A 19,124-nucleotide genomic window follows, 5' to 3' on the forward strand; every position below is an offset into this window, starting at 1 on the left:
AATAATTTGCTATAATAGTAACAGCAGCAAATTGATACTGCTAACCCCACACACAAGGTTAGAGGAGTTAAGTCAAATGGCAAACAAACTCCAAGTTAATACACAGTCGATCGGCTACAGCGACTTTTACTGGAACCGCTTTAGTCCGAGAGTTGCGACTATCAGCAGCGTCCGCAACGCCAATCACTGGGACGGCGGATTTCTCACCTATATTGCATTTCCCACAAAAGTAGAAGCTACAGCAGCAATGAAATATTTGCTCTTGCATCAAAAAGCTGCTGATGTCGATATGCGGAAAGCCAAGCGAATGAAAGCAAAAGGCATTCGGTGGGAACTCAAAATTCGGGGTTTAGCTTTTAATGAAGTGCTGAAGCTTGCGACGATGGATATAACTGGAAAGCTAGAGATGTCCGCTGCAGCTACTACTGAAGCCACAGGCTGATAATTGAAAAACTTCGTAGTTGCGCTAAGGGTGGTAAAGCGCAACTACCAACCTAAAAATCCCTAAAATATTGCATTTTCCTTCTTCCTTCTTCCCTCTTCCCTCTTCCTTCTCTAATATGCGTTTCATCAGCCCCAAAACAGACTTTGCATTCAAAAAAATATTCGCTTCTTCCGAACATCCAGAAATTTTAATCAGCTTCCTAAATGCAATGCTGTATAACGGAGAACCAACAATCCAAGAATTAGAAATAATTGACCCTTATTCAGCAGGAAGCGTTACAGGATTGAAAGACACTTACCTCGATGTCAAAGCCAAGATTACCGGGAACAAAACCGTGATAGTGGAAATGCAGGTACTCAACGTCGCCGCCTTTGAAAAACGGGTAGTGTACAATGCAGCCAAAACCTATTCTACTCAACTCAAAGCCGGAGAAGGTTATTTAAAGTTAAACCCGGTCATCGCTTTAACCATCACCGACTTTATTTTATTTGAAAACACCGAAAAACTAATCTCTAACTTTGAATTCACAGAAACCGAAGAGAAATTCGTCTATCCCAACTGCGAGTTAAAGTTAGTGTTTGTCGAGTTACCGAAATTCAAAAAAGAATTGAATGAACTCGAAACTCTGCCGGAAAAATGGATTTACTTTATGAAAAACGCGCCCTCTTTGGAAGCAGTACCAGATACATTGGGGTCTATTGAAGAGATTAATACCGCGCTGGAAATTGCCAACCGAGCAAATTTGACACTTGACGAATTGAATGATGTAGACAAGCGAGAAATGTTTATCCAAGACCAAATCGGGTCTGTGATGAAAGGGATAGAAATTGGTCTCCAACAAGGGATTGAACAGGGAATACAACAAGGAATCGAACAGGGAATCGAACAAGGAATCGAAAGGGGTAAAATTGAGGGGGAAATAGGATTAATTATGCGTCAGATAGTGCGGCGGGTGGGTGAGGTAACACAGGAAGTTCAAACTCGCATCCAGGGGTTATCTGCGGAACAGTTAGATGATTTGGGAGAGGCTTTGTTGGATTTTAGGAGTCAAGAAGATTTGATGGCGTGGTTGGAGTCGGCGGCGGGATGAATTCTCGTAGGGGCGAGTTTTACAAACAATCTGTGCCTTTGACCCATAATCTCATAAACCCGCTCCCAGCCAACGGTAAATCTCGCTCTACCTCTATGAAACCTGCCTTAAATTATAGGAGAATTGCCTTAATTGCTGACGATCGCACTTACGGATATAATTACATCGGGAAATGCGATCGGGTTAACTGTTCCACCTGTTAGCGTGAATTTGGAACCGTAATCTCCGTCTTGGGGGTCTCGAAATACGACCAACTGTCTGTTTTTGAGGTTAACTACCCAGTATTCGGGGATTCCGACTTCAGCATAGATTTTCGTTTTCGTCTCCAAGTCTTTGATGAGAGTGGAATCAGAGTATTCAATCAGCCAAAAAATGTTTTCTGGATAGGGGTGATGTTCGAGGTATGTGCGGCCCAAGGGCTGTACGATCGCAATATCTGGTTCTGGTTCCGAGTTGTTAGGAAGGGTAATTGGTTTTGCCGATCGGATTGTAGCGCGATCGCCTAACAGCCGGATCAGATATGCTCCTGCTTCGCTGCTAAAATAGGCGTGGGGTTCTCCTTCCGGCGACATTTCTACAATTTCTCCTTTTAGCAACTCTACGCGCCGATTTTCCAAGATGCCTGCAGATATCATTTGGTGGTATTGGGCGATCGTCCATTTGGCTGCAATTACGCTCATGGCGATGTTTTTTGATTGCTTTTTAATTTTTAATTGTAGCTGATTTTTGATTTTAGGCGATCGGCGATTGAAATCGTTTCTTGTCAAACGAAGTCCTAGCAGAGGGGGACTGAAGAATCAACCCGATGTTAAAGCAGGATTTGCTATGATATCGAATGTGGCTTAAATGCCTCCTCGATTTCGCTTGTCTGCGGAGGCAGACTTTGTTTGTGCGCGATCGGTTTCAAGCGCTGGGTGCAATCTATGCAAATACTGCTTCTACGGCTTTCGGCAATTCAATCGGCACGAAATATGCGACTGGATACAAATAATCTTCACCGGATTCGTCAATAACTCGGATAAATTGATGTTTCGCAGCGCGATTATCCGGTATTATTCGGTAGATTTTTCGCACTTCCAAGGATGCTTGATAGTCTTGATTGTTAATGCAAACTACAAATTGTGTTTCTAAGTTAAACTTCAACATATTTGCATAAAGTAGTCAGTTCAGAAGCAGTTGCTTCTGTCAACAAAATCGTCCCCTCAGTTGTCAATTCCCATCTATCGCGAGGCGAACCTGTTTCTCTATATCGCTGAACCAAGCCATCAGCAGCCAGTTTTTTTAAGACAACCATCATGTCAGGTTCTCGCGGTACATCTCGACGGGAAAGTGCATTCGCGAGTTCGTACCAACTCCACTTTCCTTGACCTTTAGCTACTAATTCCAGCAGCACTAATTCAAGCTGGGTTAATTGAGTTAGGTTTTTCATCAAAATTCCTCTACGTTCGGATGAAATAAAACGCCGAATCCTTCTTTTAACTTATAATCTTCAAAAACTGAATAATTTTTTAAGGATATGCGGGGGAAAGTAAAATATTTTGAAGATTTAACTAACCTAACATTTGATTGACTTTGATTAACTATTCATTAACAGTCATATTCTCAAACAAAATAGGTTGAATTCGCCTCAAAACTTCCTCAACTATATCTGATCGACATTCACTAAGAAAACTTGCCTGCCTTGCGCGATAATCTAAAGAACGGAGTTGATCCGTCATAATTACACCTGTTATCGCTTCACCTTCTGGAATGGGAACATAAAACGGATTTTTGCGTTGTGTGTTGCTGATGGGACAAACAAACACAAACCCCATTTTTCGGTTAAATTTAGTTTGACTCACCACCAGTGCAGGCCTAGTCCCCATTTGTTCGTGTCCTGCTTGAGGGTCAAAATTGAGGCGAATAAAATGACCTCGTTCGGGGATATAGTTTACCAAACTTCCTCTCCTTCTGGTTTTCCCCAAGAGACTTCTTCGCTAGATTCTATTTCGTCTGCCAATAATTCATCTAGGGTATACTTTGATATTTTATTATTTACAGGCTCTATGACCAGTTTCCCATTTTCTATGCTGCAAATTACTGAATCTTCGGCTTTAAGGTTGAGAAACTTTACTATGTAGTCTGGTATTGGCAAAGCCAAGGAATTACCTAATTTGCTGATGTGTATTTTGGCTGTCATACATTTGCGATGTTAACACTCAGGTTTATTTATTGTAACACAATATTGTTCAGTTAAAAAAGTAATTATTCGATCGCGCACCTCAGCTAATTGAGAACTGAGCAAACTCTCGACGATTACTTTCCCGTAGCGCAATGACAGGCTTAGCTCAGTGAACCGTCTTAAGATATAATGTAGTTTGAACACAACACCAATCATTGTCCTATGAAAACCATAGACAAAAGTCAATTAACAGCTCAAATACTAGAATTTTTGCGACTTGTCGAGCTTGAAGGCGAAGAAATTTTAGTGATGGATGGGACTAAACCACTTGTGATAATTTCTCAGTATGAAAAGTCCCTTTCAACTGAAGAATTATTTAAGGATATGCGGGGGAAAGTAAAATATTTTGAAGATTTAACTACGCCAACAACTGAAGAATGGCAGGAAGTATGACAGTTGTCCTTGATACCTGCGCTCTCATCTGGTGGAGTTTAGATCCAGAGAAACTTTCTCAATCGGCAAAAGATGCTTGTCAGCAGATGGAACAAGAAAAAAATGGTTTAGTTCCATCAACGGCCATCTGGGAAATAGCTATCAAGATCAAAAATCATAAGTTAGATTTAGGAGTAAGTATTGATGACTATATCGCTACTTTAAAAAAGTCTAATGTTATTCGGATCGTTCCAATTGATGAGGACATTTGGCTAGAAAGTGTCAAATTAGAATGGGAACACCGAGATCCAGCAGATAGAGTGGTTGTAGCAGTTGCCAAAAGAAGTCAAGCTGCTATTATTACAGCCGATCAAAAAATAGCTAGTTTCTACTCTTTAGTAATTTGGTAAATCGAATGTGCCAGGTATCGGAAACGTAGAACAGGCGCGGTTTCGTGGTTAAAGCCTCTGTTATAAATCTTCACGAAACTCTGTAACCCTTAGATGTTACACTCTACAAGTCTCGACGCGAGAGAAGAGAGATTCCCTCCTCCACACACACCCCCCCCACACACTCCCAACCCACCCAATCTCGCCCCCACTGGGAGGTGCCCCCTATGTGCTTTGGTGTTGAATTTTAATTCGTTGTAGTACAACCATTTGTTATTCACACGCCAACCTATTCGATCGCCAAAAGCGTCCCAAATTTCCCGATCGTATTCTCTGCTTCCTCCCAGACTTTGATAGATGCGTTTCTGCACCGAAAAGCCGAAACGTCCGTTACTGTATTTTACCCAAAGTTGGTCAATAGTTCGTAAGTCTTCACAGGGGAATCGATCGATATCTTCAGCCCTCAGCCAGCCATCCCCCGCTCTCCCCGCTACTTCCAGCATTTTTATTGCCGTTTCCCCATCCGCCTCTTGCCATTTTCCGCTAGCCAACAGCCGATCGAGGTTGCGATAATTGACTCCTTTTGCTGAAATCAAATTTATACGTTGTGGCTGTGGCTGCGGGCTAGGAATATTTTGTTTGGGGCGCCAAAGGGTTCCTATCCATTGTAGAATTGGTGGCGGTGGCTGCGGGCTAGGAATCGTTGGTGAAACACCCCCTCTTTGTCCCCAATTGCCAATGGTGGCTTGTGGAAGCATAGCCAACCATTTTTCCACCGACTGAGGGCGCTTTGTCGCATCCATTTCCATCCCTTTCATAATTGCCTGATGCACCGCATCGCTAATATTAGGATTAATCTGAAACGGCGGCTTTAAAGGATGATTTAAAGCCCTCATAAATGCAGCAGTTGGTGGTGTTTTCGTTAGCAGATAGTATAGCGTTGCCGCCAGAGCATAAACATCTGTGTACTCAGCAAATCTGCCCATTTCCCCGTACTGTTCGGGAGGCGCAAAACCATGTGTTAACCCAAAAGTCATTTGTTGAGTGCGATCTGGAATAAAACCCCGCGCTAAACCAAAATCAATCAAAACTGCATCTTGATTGTCACGCACCATAATGTTTTGTGGCTTGATATCCCTATGGAGTAAACCTTTTTCGTGAACTACTATTACGGCTTCTCCTGCTTGGCAGATGTAGTTTAAAGCTTCAGTTTCTGACAAAATACCGCGCCTTTCCACCCATTTCCACAAATCTTCTCCTGCCACATATTCCATCGCAATGCAAGGCAAATTACCATGATCGAAATAGTTGTCTATTTGCACAATATTGGGATGCCTGCACACAGATAGCTTTACCGCCTCATCCCGGAATCTGTCCCGATACCGGGCAAAATTTGGATCTCTCAATAATTCATCTTTCAGCGTTTTGATGACAACCCGCTGCCTGTTTTGCGCCTTCTGCGCTAGGTACGTGACCCCAAAGCCGCCCTCACCTAACTTGCCTTCAATGATATACCGATCGCCATTTAACCGCTGCCCCGGTGTCCAAACCATTCTCCTCACCGCCAACCAATATTAATTTTTATCTCGGCCTAGCCTGTATTTTAACTGTATTTTCTAAGTTCGGTTTAGTTCCACGGGCCCAACTTCAGTTCGCCTTCCCGGTGATGGTTGGCTTTTAGTTCGATCGCCCTTTTCCGACATAATTCGATCGACAAATTCGCAGCAATCTCATTAAGAATCCTAAATCCCAAAACCTCATTGCCCAAACAGACCCTTTCTGTGCAAACCTAAAAAACAGCAGACACAATTTTATAAACTCTAATTACAGAACACTAGCAACCAGTTATGCAAACTCTGCCGAACCCCACTAAAACCCTCACCACCGAACCAACCTTCGACACCACCATCAAACGCCGCAAAACCCGGCCAGTCAAAGTCGGTAGCATCACCATCGGCGGCGGCTACCCCGTCGTCGTACAGTCGATGATTAACGAAGACACCCTCGACATCGACGGTTCAGTCGCCGGAATTCGGCGCTTGCACGAGATTGGCTGCGAAATCGTCCGCGTCACCGTGCCCAGCATGGCCCACGCCAAAGCTTTAGCCGAAATCAAGCAAAAACTGCACGCCACCTACCAACCCGTGCCCCTCGTCGCCGATGTCCACCACAACGGCATGAAAATTGCCCTGGAAGTGGCCAAACACGTAGACAAAGTGAGAATCAATCCCGGACTTTACGTGTTCGAGAAGCCGAAAGCCGACAGAACCGAATACACCGACGCCGAATTTGCGGAAATTGGCGAAAAAATCCGCGAAACCCTGGAACCTCTGGTGATTTCCCTGCGTGACCAAGGCAAAGCTTTGCGAATCGGCGTTAATCACGGTTCCCTCGCCGAACGGATGCTTTTTACCTACGGCGACACGCCCGAAGGGATGGTGGAATCGGCCCTGGAATTCATCAAAATTTGCGAATCCCTCGACTTCCGAAATATCGTAATTTCCCTGAAAGCCTCCCGCGCGCCGGTGATGGTTGCTGCTTACCGCTTGATGGTGCACCGGATGGACGAACTCGGCATGGATTACCCGCTGCATTTGGGCGTCACGGAAGCAGGAGACGGCGAATACGGCCGCATCAAATCCACCGCAGGCCTCGCACCGCTGCTGACTGACGGTATCGGCGACACCATCCGCGTCTCGCTGACAGAGGCCCCAGAAAAGGAGATTCCCGTTTGCTACAGCATTCTGCAAGCCTTGGGACTGCGGAAAACGATGGTTGAGTATGTCGCTTGTCCTTCCTGCGGTCGCACTTTGTTTAATTTAGAGGAAGTGTTACACAAAGTGAGAGAGGCCACCAAGCATCTCACCGGTTTGGATATAGCAGTAATGGGCTGTATTGTCAATGGGCCGGGAGAAATGGCTGATGCTGATTACGGCTACGTCGGGAAGCAACCGGGTTATATTTCGCTGTACCGGGGCCGGGAAGAAATTAAGAAAGTGCCGGAAGACCGAGGCGTGGCAGAATTGATTGATTTGATTAAATCGGACGATCGCTGGGTTGAACCCTAGGACGTGTTTTCTTGCCCCGGAGATCCCCCCTAGCCCCCCTTAGTAAGGGGGGGACAAGAGCGCTCAAAGTCCTTGTTAAGGGGGGGATAATAACGCTCAAAGTCAACCCCTACTCCCCTTCTTAAGGGGGATTTAGGGGGATCTAGGCTTCGATACAAACGAGAGAGATAGAGGGTTTCAGTCTTAAGTTGACACCGCAGAAGTCGGCAAAGTTGAATAATATATGTACGCCAACTACGACCGAGCCTTGCCTGTGTTAGATTGAGCGTAATTATTCTGAAATCTTTTCGTCCCGCGCGTCAGACAAATGGTTATAACAAAACGAGGGCTTGTTCTAAGTGCAGCAGCAGTGGTACTCACTGCTGTAACTCTTGCGAACACTGGTTGCAGTTCTAAATCTCTGGCTTCTTTTCGGGGAAGCCCTAAAGAGTTAGTTGATGAAGTTTGGCAAATTATTGACAAAAGTTATGTAGATGGCACTTTTAACCAGGTTGACTGGAAAGCGGTGCGAAATGATTATTTGAACCGGACTTATACCAGCGACGACGAAGCTTACAAAGCAATTCGGGAAATGTTGAAGAAGCTGGATGATCCTTATACGCGGTTTATGGACCCTCAAGAGTTCAGAAATATGCAGGTTGAAACTTCTGGGGAACTGACAGGAGTTGGGATTCAGTTGACTCAAGATGAGGAAACTAAGAAGTTGGTGGTGATTTCGCCGATCGAAGATACCCCTGCTTTTAGTGCTGGTATTCTGGCAAAAGATATCATTACTAAGATTGACGGCAAGAGCACAGAAGGCATGGATACGAATCAAGCAGTAAGTTTGATTCGCGGTCAGGTGAATACTGAGGTGACGCTGACTATTTTGCGGGGAAACAAGGAATTAGACTTTAAACTGAAACGCGCTAAAATTGAAATTCATCCAGTGCGGAAGTCGGTGCAGAAAACTCCCATCGGAGAAGTCGGCTATATTCGCTTAAATCAGTTCAGTGCGAATGCTGCATCGGAAATGCGATCGGCAATTAAGGATTTGGAACAGAAAAAGGTGACGGGCTATATTTTAGACTTGCGTTCCAATCCCGGCGGGTTGCTGTACGGAAGTATAGAAATTGCTCGAATGTGGCTCAAAGAAGGTACGATCGTCTCGACGGTCGATCGAGTCGGTGAGGCTGATAAACAAACGGCAAATAAGGGAGCGATCACAGACAAACCGTTAGTTATACTGGTAGACGGCGGTTCAGCAAGTGCTAGCGAGATTCTATCCGGTGCTTTGCAAGACAACAAACGCGCGGTTTTGGTGGGAACAAAGACCTTTGGTAAAGGTTTAGTTCAGTCAGTACGCGGCGTGGGAAATGGTGCCGGTTTGGCGGTGACAATTGCCAAGTATTTTACTCCCAACGGCACTGATATCAACAAGGCCGGGATTGAACCGGATTTTAAGGTAGAACTCACCGAGGCTCAAAAACAGGAATTGAGGCGCGATCGCGATAAAATTGCTACGACGGCCGATCCGCAATATGCGAAAGCTATGGAAGTTTTGACAAAGCAAGTTACTGGTAAAACAGGGAACAATAAGGCGGAGGCGAAACCGAATGCTGCGCCAGCTAAGCCGAATGCGGCGCAAGCAAAACCGAGTGCGGCACCGGCTAAATCCAAGTAGTTTTTAGTCACAAAAACTTCAGTAAAGAAGGACTAAAGTCCTCACTACGAACCAGGTTTGTAGTGAGGACTTTAGTCCTTCTTATCTTCAATCTTCAATCTTCAATCTAAAATCTCAAATCTAAAATCTAAAATTAGGTTGGTTGGCATTTGCCGGCGCGAATTAATCCGATGCGGCGGGCGATGGCATCTTCGGGCGAATCGTAAGGGCCCCACTTTTCAATAATACTGGGGTTTTGTTCTTCGAGTTGCGCGATCCTCTGCGAGGGCGCAGCCAACGGCAAAATTTCGCAATTACCGGCAGGACGTTTGACAATATAAAATTGTGGTGTTTCTGTCATAGCTAAACTCGTCAAATAAAAGCTGGATACTAACTAAGCTGTTCTCCATTTAAATTGTGTGTCAAAAATCACTCAAATTATTGTGGGATGGGCTTCTAGCCCGTCCCGAATATGCAATTTAAACGCGCAACAGCTTAGGCAATTGGCTCATTATATCAAATAGGGAAACGGCACTGCCGTGTCCAAACCGTGTCTTAGCATTAAACTCGCATTCCGACGTTGGTTTCAACCGCTGCCGGACTGCGGATTTAACCGCATGGAATTAATAAGAATTAAAAAAAACTAACACTTTTGGAAGATGCCACAATATTTATCTATGATAAAAATGTAGACATTTGTCTAAGGATCGTGGATTAAATAACTTCGTAGGTTTGGCCCGTGGAACGAACCCTCCGTTTCACTCCGCCCAACAATCAAGCGTGGCGTTGGGTTTCGTTCCTCAACCCAACCTACAAAAAATGCAAGTTATTTAATTCTCATTCCTAAACAGTGCATTAAACCCTTTCAGAAGTGGCGAAATATTCTAATCACTACCAAAAAAAACCATGCAATTTTTCCCCAAAACAATCCCCGAAATTCAACCAGAAATCCTACCAGTTAACGAATCACCGCCTGAACTTGTTACTTTCGATGTCGGCGGGATGAAATGTGCCGGCTGCGCTAAAGCTGTGGAACGCCAACTCATGCAGTATTCAGGCGTCATTTCAGCTTGCGTTAACTTGGCCGTAGAAGTCGCGACGGTTGAGTGTCAACCGGGGGCTGTCGATGCAGAGGCTTTAGCGAAAAAGTTGACTGATAATGGATTTCCCTCTCAGTCTCGTTGTGGTGAAAATCAGCGGGAAGCAGAAGCGGCAACAATTGAACGACGGCGACAAGAAATTAGACAGCAAATCAAGCAATTGACGATCGCCCTTATCCTAATTATTCTATCCGGTTTAGGTCACGTACTCGGCACAAAAGCCCCAATTCTCAGCAATATTTGGTTTCACTGGGGACTCGCCACCCTCGCTTTGCTGCTACCGGGCCGCCCGATTATCGTTGATGGGTGCCGCAGTTTGTGGCGAAATGCACCGAACATGAATACTTTGGTAGCTTTAGGCGCTGTTACAGCTTACACCGCTAGCAACGCGGCGCTGCTGTTTCCACGGATGGGATGGGAGTGCTTTTTTGACGAACCGGTGATGCTGCTGGGCTTTATTTTGTTGGGCAAAACTCTCGAACAGCAAGCCAGACGGCGCGCTGCATCAGCTTTGCAAGCTTTAATCGCATTGCAACCAGCGAAAGCCCGCTTAGTTGATTTTAAACTTTCGAGTTTGGATTTGCGATCGGAAGAATTGCCTTTAAACTTGACATCAGATGTCTACGATCCACAATACATTGAAATTCCAGCCGATCGCGTCCGAGTCGGAGAATGGCTGCAAGTTTTGCCAGGGGAAAAAATACCGGTAGATGGTGAAGTCTGCGAAGGCAAAACAACCATAGATGAGTCGATGCTGACTGGCGAATCAATGCCGGTTTTGAAGCAACCAGGAGATACAGTTGCGGCGGGAACTATCAATAAATCCGGGGCAGTTGTGATGCGGGCAACTCGCACCGGTAAGGAAACAACTGTAGCTCAAATGGTGGCTTTGGTGCAGGCAGCCCAAACTCGCAAAGCGCCGATTCAAAATTTAGCTGATACTGTCGCGGGATATTTTGTGTATGGGGTAATGGCGATATCGGTTTTAACTTTCCTATTTTGGTATTTTGCGGGCACTCATATTTGGCCTTCTGTGCTTTTAGGACACGGGGCAATGGATATGGGACACGGGGCAATGAATATGGGAAATGAATTGCCAATTATCCATTATCAATCGCCTTTGCTCTTAAGTTTGAAATTGGCGATCGCAGTTTTAGTTATTGCTTGTCCTTGCGCTTTGGGATTGGCTACCCCAACTGCAATTTTAGTCGGTTCTGGCATCGGGGCGGAGCGCGGACTTTTAATTCGCGGTGGTGATGTTTTAGAACGGGTGCATCAATTAGATACGGTGGTTTTTGACAAGACTGGCACTCTGACAACCGGGAATCTTACACTCACAGATTATTTGCCGATTTTCCAGAATTCGGAGTGGGATTTGAACTCAGATATTAATGTTGGCAACAGGCAAGATGCCTGTTCCACAATTGATGGGGTTTCTGGCAACAGGCAAGATGTTTGTTCCACAATTGATGGAGTTTCTGGCAACAGGCAAGATGTTTGTTCCACAATTGATGGGGTTTCTGGCAACAGGCAAGATGCCTGTTCCACAATTGATGGAGTTTCTGGCAACAGGCAAGATGCCTGTTCAACAATTGATGGGGTTTCTGGCAACAGGCAAGATGCCTGTTCCACAATTGATGGGGTTTCTGGCAACAGGCAAGATGCCTGTTCCACAATTGACTCAAAACTGCTGCAAATTGCGGCGGCGGTGGAAAGGGGCGCTTGTCATCCCATCGCGGCAGCGATTTTGCTGGAAGCTCAACAGCAAGGTTTGCCGCTGCTAGCTGCTGAGGATTTCTGCACGGAACCGGGCTTGGGGGTTTCGGCTTTGGTGGAGGGCCGGCGGGTGTTCGCGGGGAATGCCGAGTGGATGAAGGAGCAGGGGGTCGCTGTGGCGACGGAATTGTCGGGGTCTTTGGAAGGCAAAACGGCGGTTTACGTGGCTTCTGGGGGCGTTTTGCTGGGGGTAATCGGGCTAAAAGATACTCTGAGGCCGGATGCTAAGGCGGCGGTGGAACGTTTGCGGGGCATGGGATTGCGGGTGATGATGCTGACGGGCGATACGCCGTCGGCGGCGGCGACGACGGCGCAGCAGCTAGATTTGACGGCGGCTGATGTTTTAGCCGGGGTGCGGCCGGAGGGGAAGGCGAGGGCGATCGCGACTTTGCAAGCCCAAGGCTGTAAAGTGGCTGTGGTGGGCGATGGTATCAATGACGCGCCGGCTTTGGCTCAAGCTGATGTCGGTATCGGTTTGCACTGTGGCACTGATGTCGCAGTTGAAACTGCTCAAATTGTGTTGATGCGAAATGCTTTGATGGATGTTGTTGAGTCGATCGAGCTGGGGCGCGCTACTTTTAATAAGATTCGCCAAAATTTATTTTGGGCTTTTGGTTACAATACTCTGGGAATTCCGGTAGCCGCAGGTATCTTGCTGCCTGCAACCGGAATTCTACTCAGTCCTGCGGCGGCTGGAGCATTTATGGCGTTTAGTTCTGTTAGCGTGGTGACAAATTCTTTGTTTTTGCGCCGGGGATTTCGAGCTTAAGTTTAGGGATTGCATATAAAAGTCGGAGGCCATCGGTCATTAGCTAGAAACTAATGACTAATGGCCTCATACCAAGACGGATACAAGCCCCCCACACCAGGAGTCGAGACCAAAGAAGTTTCGACGTTAGTTCGAGGCCCCAGATTTATCTGTGGAGTCACTCTAAAATCTAAAATGTAAACTCGACTGACTGATGGCTAGAGTGCCATACTTTCCAAAAGTCGCCAGTTATTGTTGTTCATAATTGAACGACTCACTAGCTCGAACATTTGACGGCAGTGGTTGTTGGTTTGCAGGGGCAGTTCTTCGTTTTTAATCACGAAGTTCATGCGAACCTCTGAGTCGCTGGCCGTGTTTTTCTCAATTAGGACTTCTGCGGTGACAAGTTTGGCAATCGAAACTTGACCGGGAAGCTCGCGAGCCATGACGGAATCTCCTGTATTGTAGATAATATCAAGATTGCATGACTCTAAAATTTCAATCAGGGATTGACGGAGACGGTCGATCGGAACGGCAACGATAAAAAAACCAGTATAGCGAGCCATAGACAACTCCAGCCGTGAGGCATTTAGACTTTATTATCATACCGAACCTAGAACAGATGCACAGAACAATATGGATTTATTTTATTCAGGTGGAAAGTTAGGGCAATGAAAGGCAAACTTATCGTGTTTGAGGGGGTTGAAGGTGCGGGTAAAACTACGCAAATGCAGCGCTTGATACAGTTCCTGCAAGTAAGTTGCTTTCTGAGAGTCCGCTTGGTGGCTACTCGCGAACCGGGGGGTACTGAGCTGGGAAGGGGACTGCGACATTTGCTGCTGAAACAAGATGGGGGCGAATCTGTATCCGATCGAGCAGAATTACTCATGTACGCGGCCGATCGCGCTCAACACGTCGAAACTTTTCTCAAACCCGAGTTATCTAAGGGAACGATTGTTTTATGCGATCGCTTTACTGACTCTACGATCGCTTATCAGGGCTACGGCCGCGGTCTTAATTTAAATTTAATTAAGCAGTTGAATGACATTGCCACCGGCGGCTTGGAAAGCGATCTGACTTTGTGGCTGGATATTGATGTGGAGGAGGGTTTGGCGAGGGTAAGGGCTCGCGGAGGGTGCGATCGGATCGAGCAAGCTGATTTGAAGTTTCACCGCCTTGTGCAGCAAGGTTTTGCGGAGTTAGCCGAGGAAAATAAATCTCGAATTGTCCGGATAAATGCCGATCGGCCTGAATATGAAGTCGCTCAGGAAATTCAAGCTATTGTAACTCGCAGGTTAGAAGCTTGGGGATATTTAAATAATATCAATTCTGAAAAAGAGCGCTAGATAATGTGTAGAGACACGGCAATGCCCTGTCCGGCTCCGGCAACTTACAATTTAACATTCTTAACTCAAAACAATTATTGAGCAGTCCGTTAAAACACAATAACCTTTTGGTATTATAGCAACCACCCCGACGCTTAAGATGTTATTAATTGCTGAAGCCCTAGATTTTATTCCTTCATCCTTCATCCTGATATCCGTTACATCTGATATCTTGCACCATTCTCAATTACTTGTTTAGGAACAGGCAAGATGCCTGTTCCACAAGAAAATTCACTCTTTGTGGAACAGGCATCTTGCCTGTTCCTGAGAATGGTGCAAGATGTGAGTTACATCCGTTACATAATCCGTTGCCGAACTTCCTTCTTCCTGAGCAAACATGAATTATTTTACATCATTAATCGGACAAGAGCGAGCAGTAGAATTGCTAACTCAAGCAGTCGAGCGAAACCGAATTGCTCCTGGTTATTTATTTGTCGGCTCTAACGGCATCGGCAAAAGTTTAGCCGCTCAGTGTTTCATCGAGCTTTTATTCTCAGCCAATATTCCCGAAACCAGACTCATAGCCTCCGTGCAAAATCGCGTGCAGCAGCGAAATCATCCAGACTTACTTTGGGTAGAACCAACTTACATGAACCAAGGCAAACGGCTTACACCAAAGGAAGCAGAGGAAGCAGGTTTAAAGCGGAAAGCACCACCACAAATTCGCTTAGAACAAGTTCGAGAAATCAGTAATTTTCTCAGCAGACCGCCGCTAGAAGCAGCACGTTCAGTCGTAGTGTTGGAACAAGCAGAAACAATGGCTGAGGGAGCCGCTAACGGCTTATTGAAGACATTGGAAGAACCGGGAAAAGCAGCCCTAATTTTAATTTCTCCGACAGTGGAACTTTTGCTGCCAACTTTAATTTCGCGTTGTCAAAAAATTTCGTTTTCTCGGCTGAATCCCGAAGCAATGGCACAAGTTTTGCAGCAAGCGGGATTCGCAGAGATTTTATCCCATCCCGAGGTACTGGGGATGGCTCAGGGCAGTCCTGGGGAGGCAATTGCTATTTGGCAGCAACTGCAATCAATACCCGATGATTTGCTGCAAAAGGTGAAGCAGTTGCCTCAAAATCTGCGGTCTGCTTTGGAATTGGCCAAGGAAATTGATAAAACTTTAGATACTGAATCTCAGTTGTGGTTAATCGATTATTTACAACACTGTTACTGGCAGCAATTTTTGGCAGGGGGAATTAGTCGATCGCCCCTAGAGCCATTGGAAAAAGCGCGGCAATATTTGTTAAACTACGTACAGCCGCGATTAGTTTGGGAATGCACACTTATGGGAATATGTCAACCATAATTTAGTGCCAAGTTTTATCTCAATACGATGAGTAACACGATGGAAAAAGCCACATTTGCCGCCGGTTGTTTTTGGGGAGTTGAACACAAGTTTCGCGCCGTTGCGGGTGTCGTCTCGACTGCTGCGGGCTACACAGGAGGCCACTGGCCGAATCCTTGCTACCTGGATGTTTGCGCCAGAGTCACTGGTCACGCTGAAGCAGTGCTGCTAGAGTACGATCGATCGCAGGTGAGTTACGAAGCACTGCTAGATGTATTCTGGAACTGTCACGATCCTACCCAAATCAATCGCCAAGGCCCCGACAGAGGCGAACAGTACAGGTCTGTGATCTTTTATCATAATTCCGAACAAGAAAAAGCCGCTCGCCTCTCCAAACAAAAATTGCAAACTTCCGGTAAATACGACAAAGATATTGCCACCGAAATCAAACCTGCTGCTGAATTTTATATGGCAGAGGATTACCACCAGCAATATATTGAGAAGAAGCGGCATTCGTCAAAAGTTATTAGTTAAGAAGTAGGCAGACTCGACAAACAATAAAAAATATTAGGGGCGGGTAAGGCAATGATCTATACTAGCCACCAGTTTATTATTAATGCAAAACTCTGCCTCCCCTACGCCATGTTTATTTCCATTTACTTAGGAATGAGAATTAAATAACTTCCACTCTTGAAAGTGGGATGGGCGTCCCGCCCGTCATGAGTGGACGGGCGGGACGCCCATCCCACAATAACAATTAAAATTGTAAGTTATTTAATTCGCGATCCTTAGTAATAAATCATTAGTGATGAGATAGTGTTTGGTAGGGGCAATCCCCGCGTGGTAAGCCGATGCGATGGGGATTTCGCTTGTCATTTTTTTATAAAAATGCTGTAGTAGTTGGGGGCGTAAAACCCAAACAATTTTGCAAGAAAGCCTAACTGAAGATTAGGTATTTTTGTTTCATTTTTATTGAGTAATCCCACTTTTTGCGTCCCGGACTGTAGTCATTAGTCAGAGGACAGAAGGAAAAGGGAAGAATATCTAGTTTGGCAGTCTTGCTTGTTTATTTGCTAAGCTAGAGGTAGCGCTCTGTCATCAATAAACTTTAGATTTATGCACAGGTTATTAACTGGGAAACTGCGAATAGAGTATTTAACAATACCAATCGCCAATCTTCCAGCAAATCTATCCGGTACTAAAATTGTACAGCTTACGGACTTTCACTATGACGGGGTGCGGCTGTCGGAATGGTTGCTAGAAGAGGCGATTGCTGCGGCAAATGAAGCTGAACCCGATCTAATTTTTTTAACTGGTGACTTTATTAGCTACGATCCCGCACCTATTTACGGCTTAGTGCAGCGATTGAAAAACTTGCAAAGTCGGGTAGGAATTTACGCGGTTTTGGGCAATCACGACCACTATTGGCCAAGGGCAAAAACCGAGGTTACTAATGCTTTAAATAGCGTCGGAATTCGGGTTTTGTACAACGAAGCAATCTATCCTTTGGGGTCTGAATTGGCTTTAGTTGGGTTAGCAGATTTTTGGTCGGGCGATTTTGCGCCTAAACCTGTAATGGCATCCATAAATCCCGCAATTCCTCGGATTGTCTTGTCTCACAATCCTGATACTGCTGAAAATCTGCAAAATTGGCGGATTGATTTGCAGTTTTCTGGGCACACTCACGGCGGTCAAATCGTTATTCCTGGTATCGGCCCTTTGTACGCTTGGGTCAGAAAAATTGGCTATTTTATTCCTAAACGAATCCGAAAGTTCATTCCTTTTCTGTCGGCTTGGGATCGAGTAGTTACTCACTGGGAATGGGCTAGCGGTTTGCATCAGGTTGGGAGTAATTTGCTGTACGTGAATCGCGGTTTGGGGACTTATGCGCCGGGAAGACTATTTTGTCCCCCGGAGGTGACAGTAATTACTTTGGTTTGTCAAGATACGTAAAGGCTGGTTTAGGGTGCACACTTTCCCGATAATAGATAATATAGCCCCAGGAAAAAGGAAGTTCGGCAACGGATTATGTAACGGATGTAACGGATGTAACGGATGTAACGGATGTAATGGATGTCAGTCCGAGGGAAGAGGGAAGAGGGAAGAAGTAAAAATGATTTTTGTACAATTTCTATGATTTTTAATTGGCTTCTCCAAAGCGATAGCCTCTGCCATAGACTGTGTGAATTAGGACAGATTCGCCCGGAACTTCTATTTTGCGGCGCAGCAGGCGAATTTGAGCGGCTAATACATTGCTGCTGGGTTTTTCTGCTTCACTCCACAAATACTGGTGGATTTGTTCGTGTGTTAGCAATTGACCGGTATGGCGCATTAAGTATTCTAATAACTGACATTCTTTTTCTGATAAGTCAATTGTGCGATCGCCCCGATAAGCTAATTGATTGTCGTAGTCTAGCTGTAAATCTGCAACTTGCAGCCGCCCGACAGCAACCTCGGCATCAAAAGTAGGAGGCCGCCGCAGCAAGGCGCGGACTCTGGCTAGCAATTCTCGCAGTTCAAAAGGTTTGACTAAATAGTCGTCTGCACCGGCGTCGAGTCCTTGTACGCGATCGTCTACGGTATCTTTGGCGGTGAGAAATAGCACTGGCGTATTCCGTCCTTGCGATCGCAACTTCTGGCAAATTGCCAGTCCGGTTTGTCTCGGTAGCATCCAATCCAAAATTAGCAAATCGTAATTGCCCTGCATTGCTAAATTGATGCCACTTGCCCCGTCAAATGCCACATCAACTGTATAACCTTCGCGCGTTAAAACTCGACTTAAAGGGTCAGTCAACTCAACTTCATCATCAACTAAAAGAATCCGCATCCTGATTTCATATTTGAGATTTGAGTTTAAGTAAACTGATTTTTCCTAGATTTTCATGTGTGGAATACTTTCCGTTTCGCTGTAAGCTGCTGCTACCCATTCCTGGATGGCAGGCAAGGCCAAAATCGCATCCGCATAAGCTTTTGTTACTGAATCTAATTTGACTCCGTAGGTGACAAAACGCATCACAACGGGGGCAAACATAGCGTCAACAATTGTGAATTTTCCGAATAGCATATTGCCACCTGTTCCGAATTTTTGACGGCATTCGCGCCAAAGGGCAAAGATGCGATCGATCTCTGCTTCTACACCGGGAGTCCTCCCTTCTCCCGGATAGCGGTTGCGGCAGTCCATCGGCATATTGTCGCGCAAATTTTGGAAACCCGCGTGCATTTCGGCGCAGATGGAACGGGCGATCGCCCGTTGGGCTACATCTGTCGGCCACAAATCATTTGCAAAACGTTCTGCAACGTATTCGCAAATTGCTAAAGATTCCCACACTTTCAAGTCGCCGTCGATTAAAACTGGCACTTTTCCCGAAGGAGAATAGCGCCGAATTTCCTCATGGGTTGTCGGCCAGTCTAAGGGGATTCTCACCTCGGCAAATTCCAGTCCAGCTTGTTTCATCGCCAGCCAAGCGCGCAGCGACCAAGAGGAATAATTTTTGTTGCCGATTACCAGAGTCAATTTGGTCATAATGTAGCTGTCAGCTATTTCCGATCGTCCGTGCAATTTTAAGTTTTAGAGTTGAATATACAAAGCCGTGAGACACAATGGCGATC

Annotated in this window: 22 protein-coding genes; 11 read left to right on the forward strand and 11 right to left on the reverse strand. The window is 45.7% G+C overall.

Annotation, left to right across the window (positions count from 1 at the left end; genetic code table 11):
* Positions 1–76: 76 nt before the first annotated feature.
* Positions 77–442, forward strand: coding sequence for a hypothetical protein (locus QUB20_RS10955; RefSeq protein WP_333248272.1), 366 nt, complete (start codon positions 77–79; stop codon positions 440–442).
* 118 nt (positions 443–560) lie between these two features.
* Complete coding sequence (locus QUB20_RS10960; protein ID WP_333248274.1) at positions 561–1,535, forward strand: Rpn family recombination-promoting nuclease/putative transposase; 975 nt, start codon at positions 561–563, stop codon at positions 1,533–1,535.
* 128 nt (positions 1,536–1,663) lie between these two features.
* Here QUB20_RS10960 and QUB20_RS10965 read toward each other — a convergent pair whose 3' ends face one another.
* The 5 genes from QUB20_RS10965 to QUB20_RS10985 form a co-directional block, all read right to left on the reverse strand.
* On the reverse strand, positions 1,664–2,215 hold the full coding sequence (locus QUB20_RS10965; protein ID WP_333248276.1) for a Uma2 family endonuclease: 552 nt from the start codon (positions 2,213–2,215) through the stop codon (positions 1,664–1,666).
* A gap of 241 nt (positions 2,216–2,456) precedes the next feature.
* A complete protein-coding gene (locus QUB20_RS10970) occupies positions 2,457–2,681 on the reverse strand; it encodes a hypothetical protein (RefSeq protein WP_333248278.1) in 225 nt (74 codons plus the stop codon).
* Positions 2,668–2,964, reverse strand: coding sequence for a hypothetical protein (locus QUB20_RS10975; protein ID WP_333248280.1), 297 nt, complete (start codon positions 2,962–2,964; stop codon positions 2,668–2,670). Before QUB20_RS10975 ends, QUB20_RS10970 begins: the two co-directional genes overlap by 14 nt.
* Before the next feature lie 151 nt (positions 2,965–3,115).
* Positions 3,116–3,472: a type II toxin-antitoxin system PemK/MazF family toxin gene (locus tag QUB20_RS10980; protein WP_333248283.1), complete on the reverse strand. Its 357-nt coding sequence runs from the start codon at positions 3,470–3,472 to the stop codon at positions 3,116–3,118.
* On the reverse strand, positions 3,466–3,714 hold the full coding sequence (locus QUB20_RS10985; RefSeq protein WP_333248285.1) for a hypothetical protein: 249 nt from the start codon (positions 3,712–3,714) through the stop codon (positions 3,466–3,468). The genes QUB20_RS10980 and QUB20_RS10985 overlap by 7 nt, the downstream gene beginning before the upstream one ends.
* A gap of 204 nt (positions 3,715–3,918) precedes the next feature.
* Between QUB20_RS10985 and QUB20_RS10990 the strand changes: the two genes are divergently transcribed.
* Positions 3,919–4,149, forward strand: a complete 231-nt coding sequence (locus QUB20_RS10990; protein ID WP_333248287.1) for a prevent-host-death protein — start codon at positions 3,919–3,921, stop codon at positions 4,147–4,149.
* Positions 4,146–4,538: a type II toxin-antitoxin system VapC family toxin gene (locus tag QUB20_RS10995; RefSeq protein ID WP_333143612.1), complete on the forward strand. Its 393-nt coding sequence runs from the start codon at positions 4,146–4,148 to the stop codon at positions 4,536–4,538. The genes QUB20_RS10990 and QUB20_RS10995 overlap by 4 nt, the downstream gene beginning before the upstream one ends.
* Before the next feature lie 89 nt (positions 4,539–4,627).
* Here QUB20_RS10995 and QUB20_RS11000 read toward each other — a convergent pair whose 3' ends face one another.
* Both QUB20_RS11000 and QUB20_RS11005 read right to left on the reverse strand, forming a co-directional pair.
* On the reverse strand, positions 4,628–6,070 hold the full coding sequence (locus QUB20_RS11000) for a serine/threonine-protein kinase (RefSeq protein WP_333248289.1): 1,443 nt from the start codon (positions 6,068–6,070) through the stop codon (positions 4,628–4,630).
* 74 nt (positions 6,071–6,144) lie between these two features.
* Positions 6,145–6,285: a hypothetical protein gene (locus QUB20_RS11005; protein WP_333248291.1), complete on the reverse strand. Its 141-nt coding sequence runs from the start codon at positions 6,283–6,285 to the stop codon at positions 6,145–6,147.
* Between the two features lie 79 nt (positions 6,286–6,364).
* On the opposite strand from QUB20_RS11005, the gene ispG reads away from it, so the two are divergent.
* Together ispG and ctpC are read left to right on the forward strand one after the other, a co-directional pair.
* Positions 6,365–7,585 carry a (E)-4-hydroxy-3-methylbut-2-enyl-diphosphate synthase gene (ispG, locus tag QUB20_RS11010; protein ID WP_333248293.1) on the forward strand — a complete coding sequence of 407 codons (1,221 nt, stop codon included), beginning with the start codon at positions 6,365–6,367 and terminating at the stop codon, positions 7,583–7,585.
* Positions 7,586–7,892: 307 nt separating this feature from the next.
* Positions 7,893–9,248, forward strand: coding sequence for a carboxyl-terminal processing protease CtpC (gene ctpC, locus QUB20_RS11015; protein WP_333053137.1), 1,356 nt, complete (start codon positions 7,893–7,895; stop codon positions 9,246–9,248).
* Positions 9,249–9,381: 133 nt separating this feature from the next.
* Here the strand turns inward: ctpC and QUB20_RS11020 are convergent, their stop codons facing one another.
* On the reverse strand, positions 9,382–9,588 hold the full coding sequence (locus tag QUB20_RS11020) for a DDE transposase family protein (protein WP_333248295.1): 207 nt from the start codon (positions 9,586–9,588) through the stop codon (positions 9,382–9,384).
* A 545-nt stretch (positions 9,589–10,133) separates the two neighbouring features.
* On the opposite strand from QUB20_RS11020, the gene QUB20_RS11025 reads away from it, so the two are divergent.
* Positions 10,134–12,872: a heavy metal translocating P-type ATPase gene (locus QUB20_RS11025; RefSeq protein WP_333248297.1), complete on the forward strand. Its 2,739-nt coding sequence runs from the start codon at positions 10,134–10,136 to the stop codon at positions 12,870–12,872.
* A gap of 197 nt (positions 12,873–13,069) precedes the next feature.
* Here QUB20_RS11025 and QUB20_RS11030 read toward each other — a convergent pair whose 3' ends face one another.
* Positions 13,070–13,417 carry a hypothetical protein gene (locus tag QUB20_RS11030; protein ID WP_190659999.1) on the reverse strand — a complete coding sequence of 116 codons (348 nt, stop codon included), beginning with the start codon at positions 13,415–13,417 and terminating at the stop codon, positions 13,070–13,072.
* A 105-nt stretch (positions 13,418–13,522) separates the two neighbouring features.
* Here QUB20_RS11030 and tmk point away from each other — a divergent pair, with 105 nt between their 5' ends.
* From tmk to QUB20_RS11050, 4 genes are all read left to right on the forward strand, one after another.
* On the forward strand, positions 13,523–14,197 hold the full coding sequence (gene tmk, locus QUB20_RS11035) for a dTMP kinase (RefSeq protein ID WP_333248299.1): 675 nt from the start codon (positions 13,523–13,525) through the stop codon (positions 14,195–14,197).
* Between the two features lie 376 nt (positions 14,198–14,573).
* A complete protein-coding gene (locus tag QUB20_RS11040; RefSeq protein WP_333248301.1) occupies positions 14,574–15,536 on the forward strand; it encodes a DNA polymerase III subunit delta' in 963 nt (320 codons plus the stop codon).
* 27 nt (positions 15,537–15,563) lie between these two features.
* On the forward strand, positions 15,564–16,049 hold the full coding sequence (msrA, locus tag QUB20_RS11045) for a peptide-methionine (S)-S-oxide reductase MsrA (protein WP_445299392.1): 486 nt from the start codon (positions 15,564–15,566) through the stop codon (positions 16,047–16,049).
* 582 nt (positions 16,050–16,631) lie between these two features.
* Positions 16,632–17,468: a metallophosphoesterase gene (locus QUB20_RS11050; RefSeq protein WP_333242397.1), complete on the forward strand. Its 837-nt coding sequence runs from the start codon at positions 16,632–16,634 to the stop codon at positions 17,466–17,468.
* Between the two features lie 187 nt (positions 17,469–17,655).
* Here QUB20_RS11050 and rppA read toward each other — a convergent pair whose 3' ends face one another.
* Entirely contained in the window at positions 17,656–18,342 is a 687-nt protein-coding gene (gene rppA, locus QUB20_RS11055) for a two-component system response regulator RppA (protein WP_333242400.1), read from the reverse strand.
* Positions 18,343–18,387: 45 nt separating this feature from the next.
* Complete coding sequence (locus tag QUB20_RS11060; protein WP_333251455.1) at positions 18,388–19,038, reverse strand: glutathione S-transferase family protein; 651 nt, start codon at positions 19,036–19,038, stop codon at positions 18,388–18,390.
* Positions 19,039–19,124: the final 86 nt, after the last annotated feature.

Origin of the sequence: Microcoleus sp. B4-C2 (genome assembly GCF_036705265.1) — a bacterium.
GTDB lineage: Bacteria > Cyanobacteriota > Cyanobacteriia > Cyanobacteriales > Microcoleaceae > Microcoleus.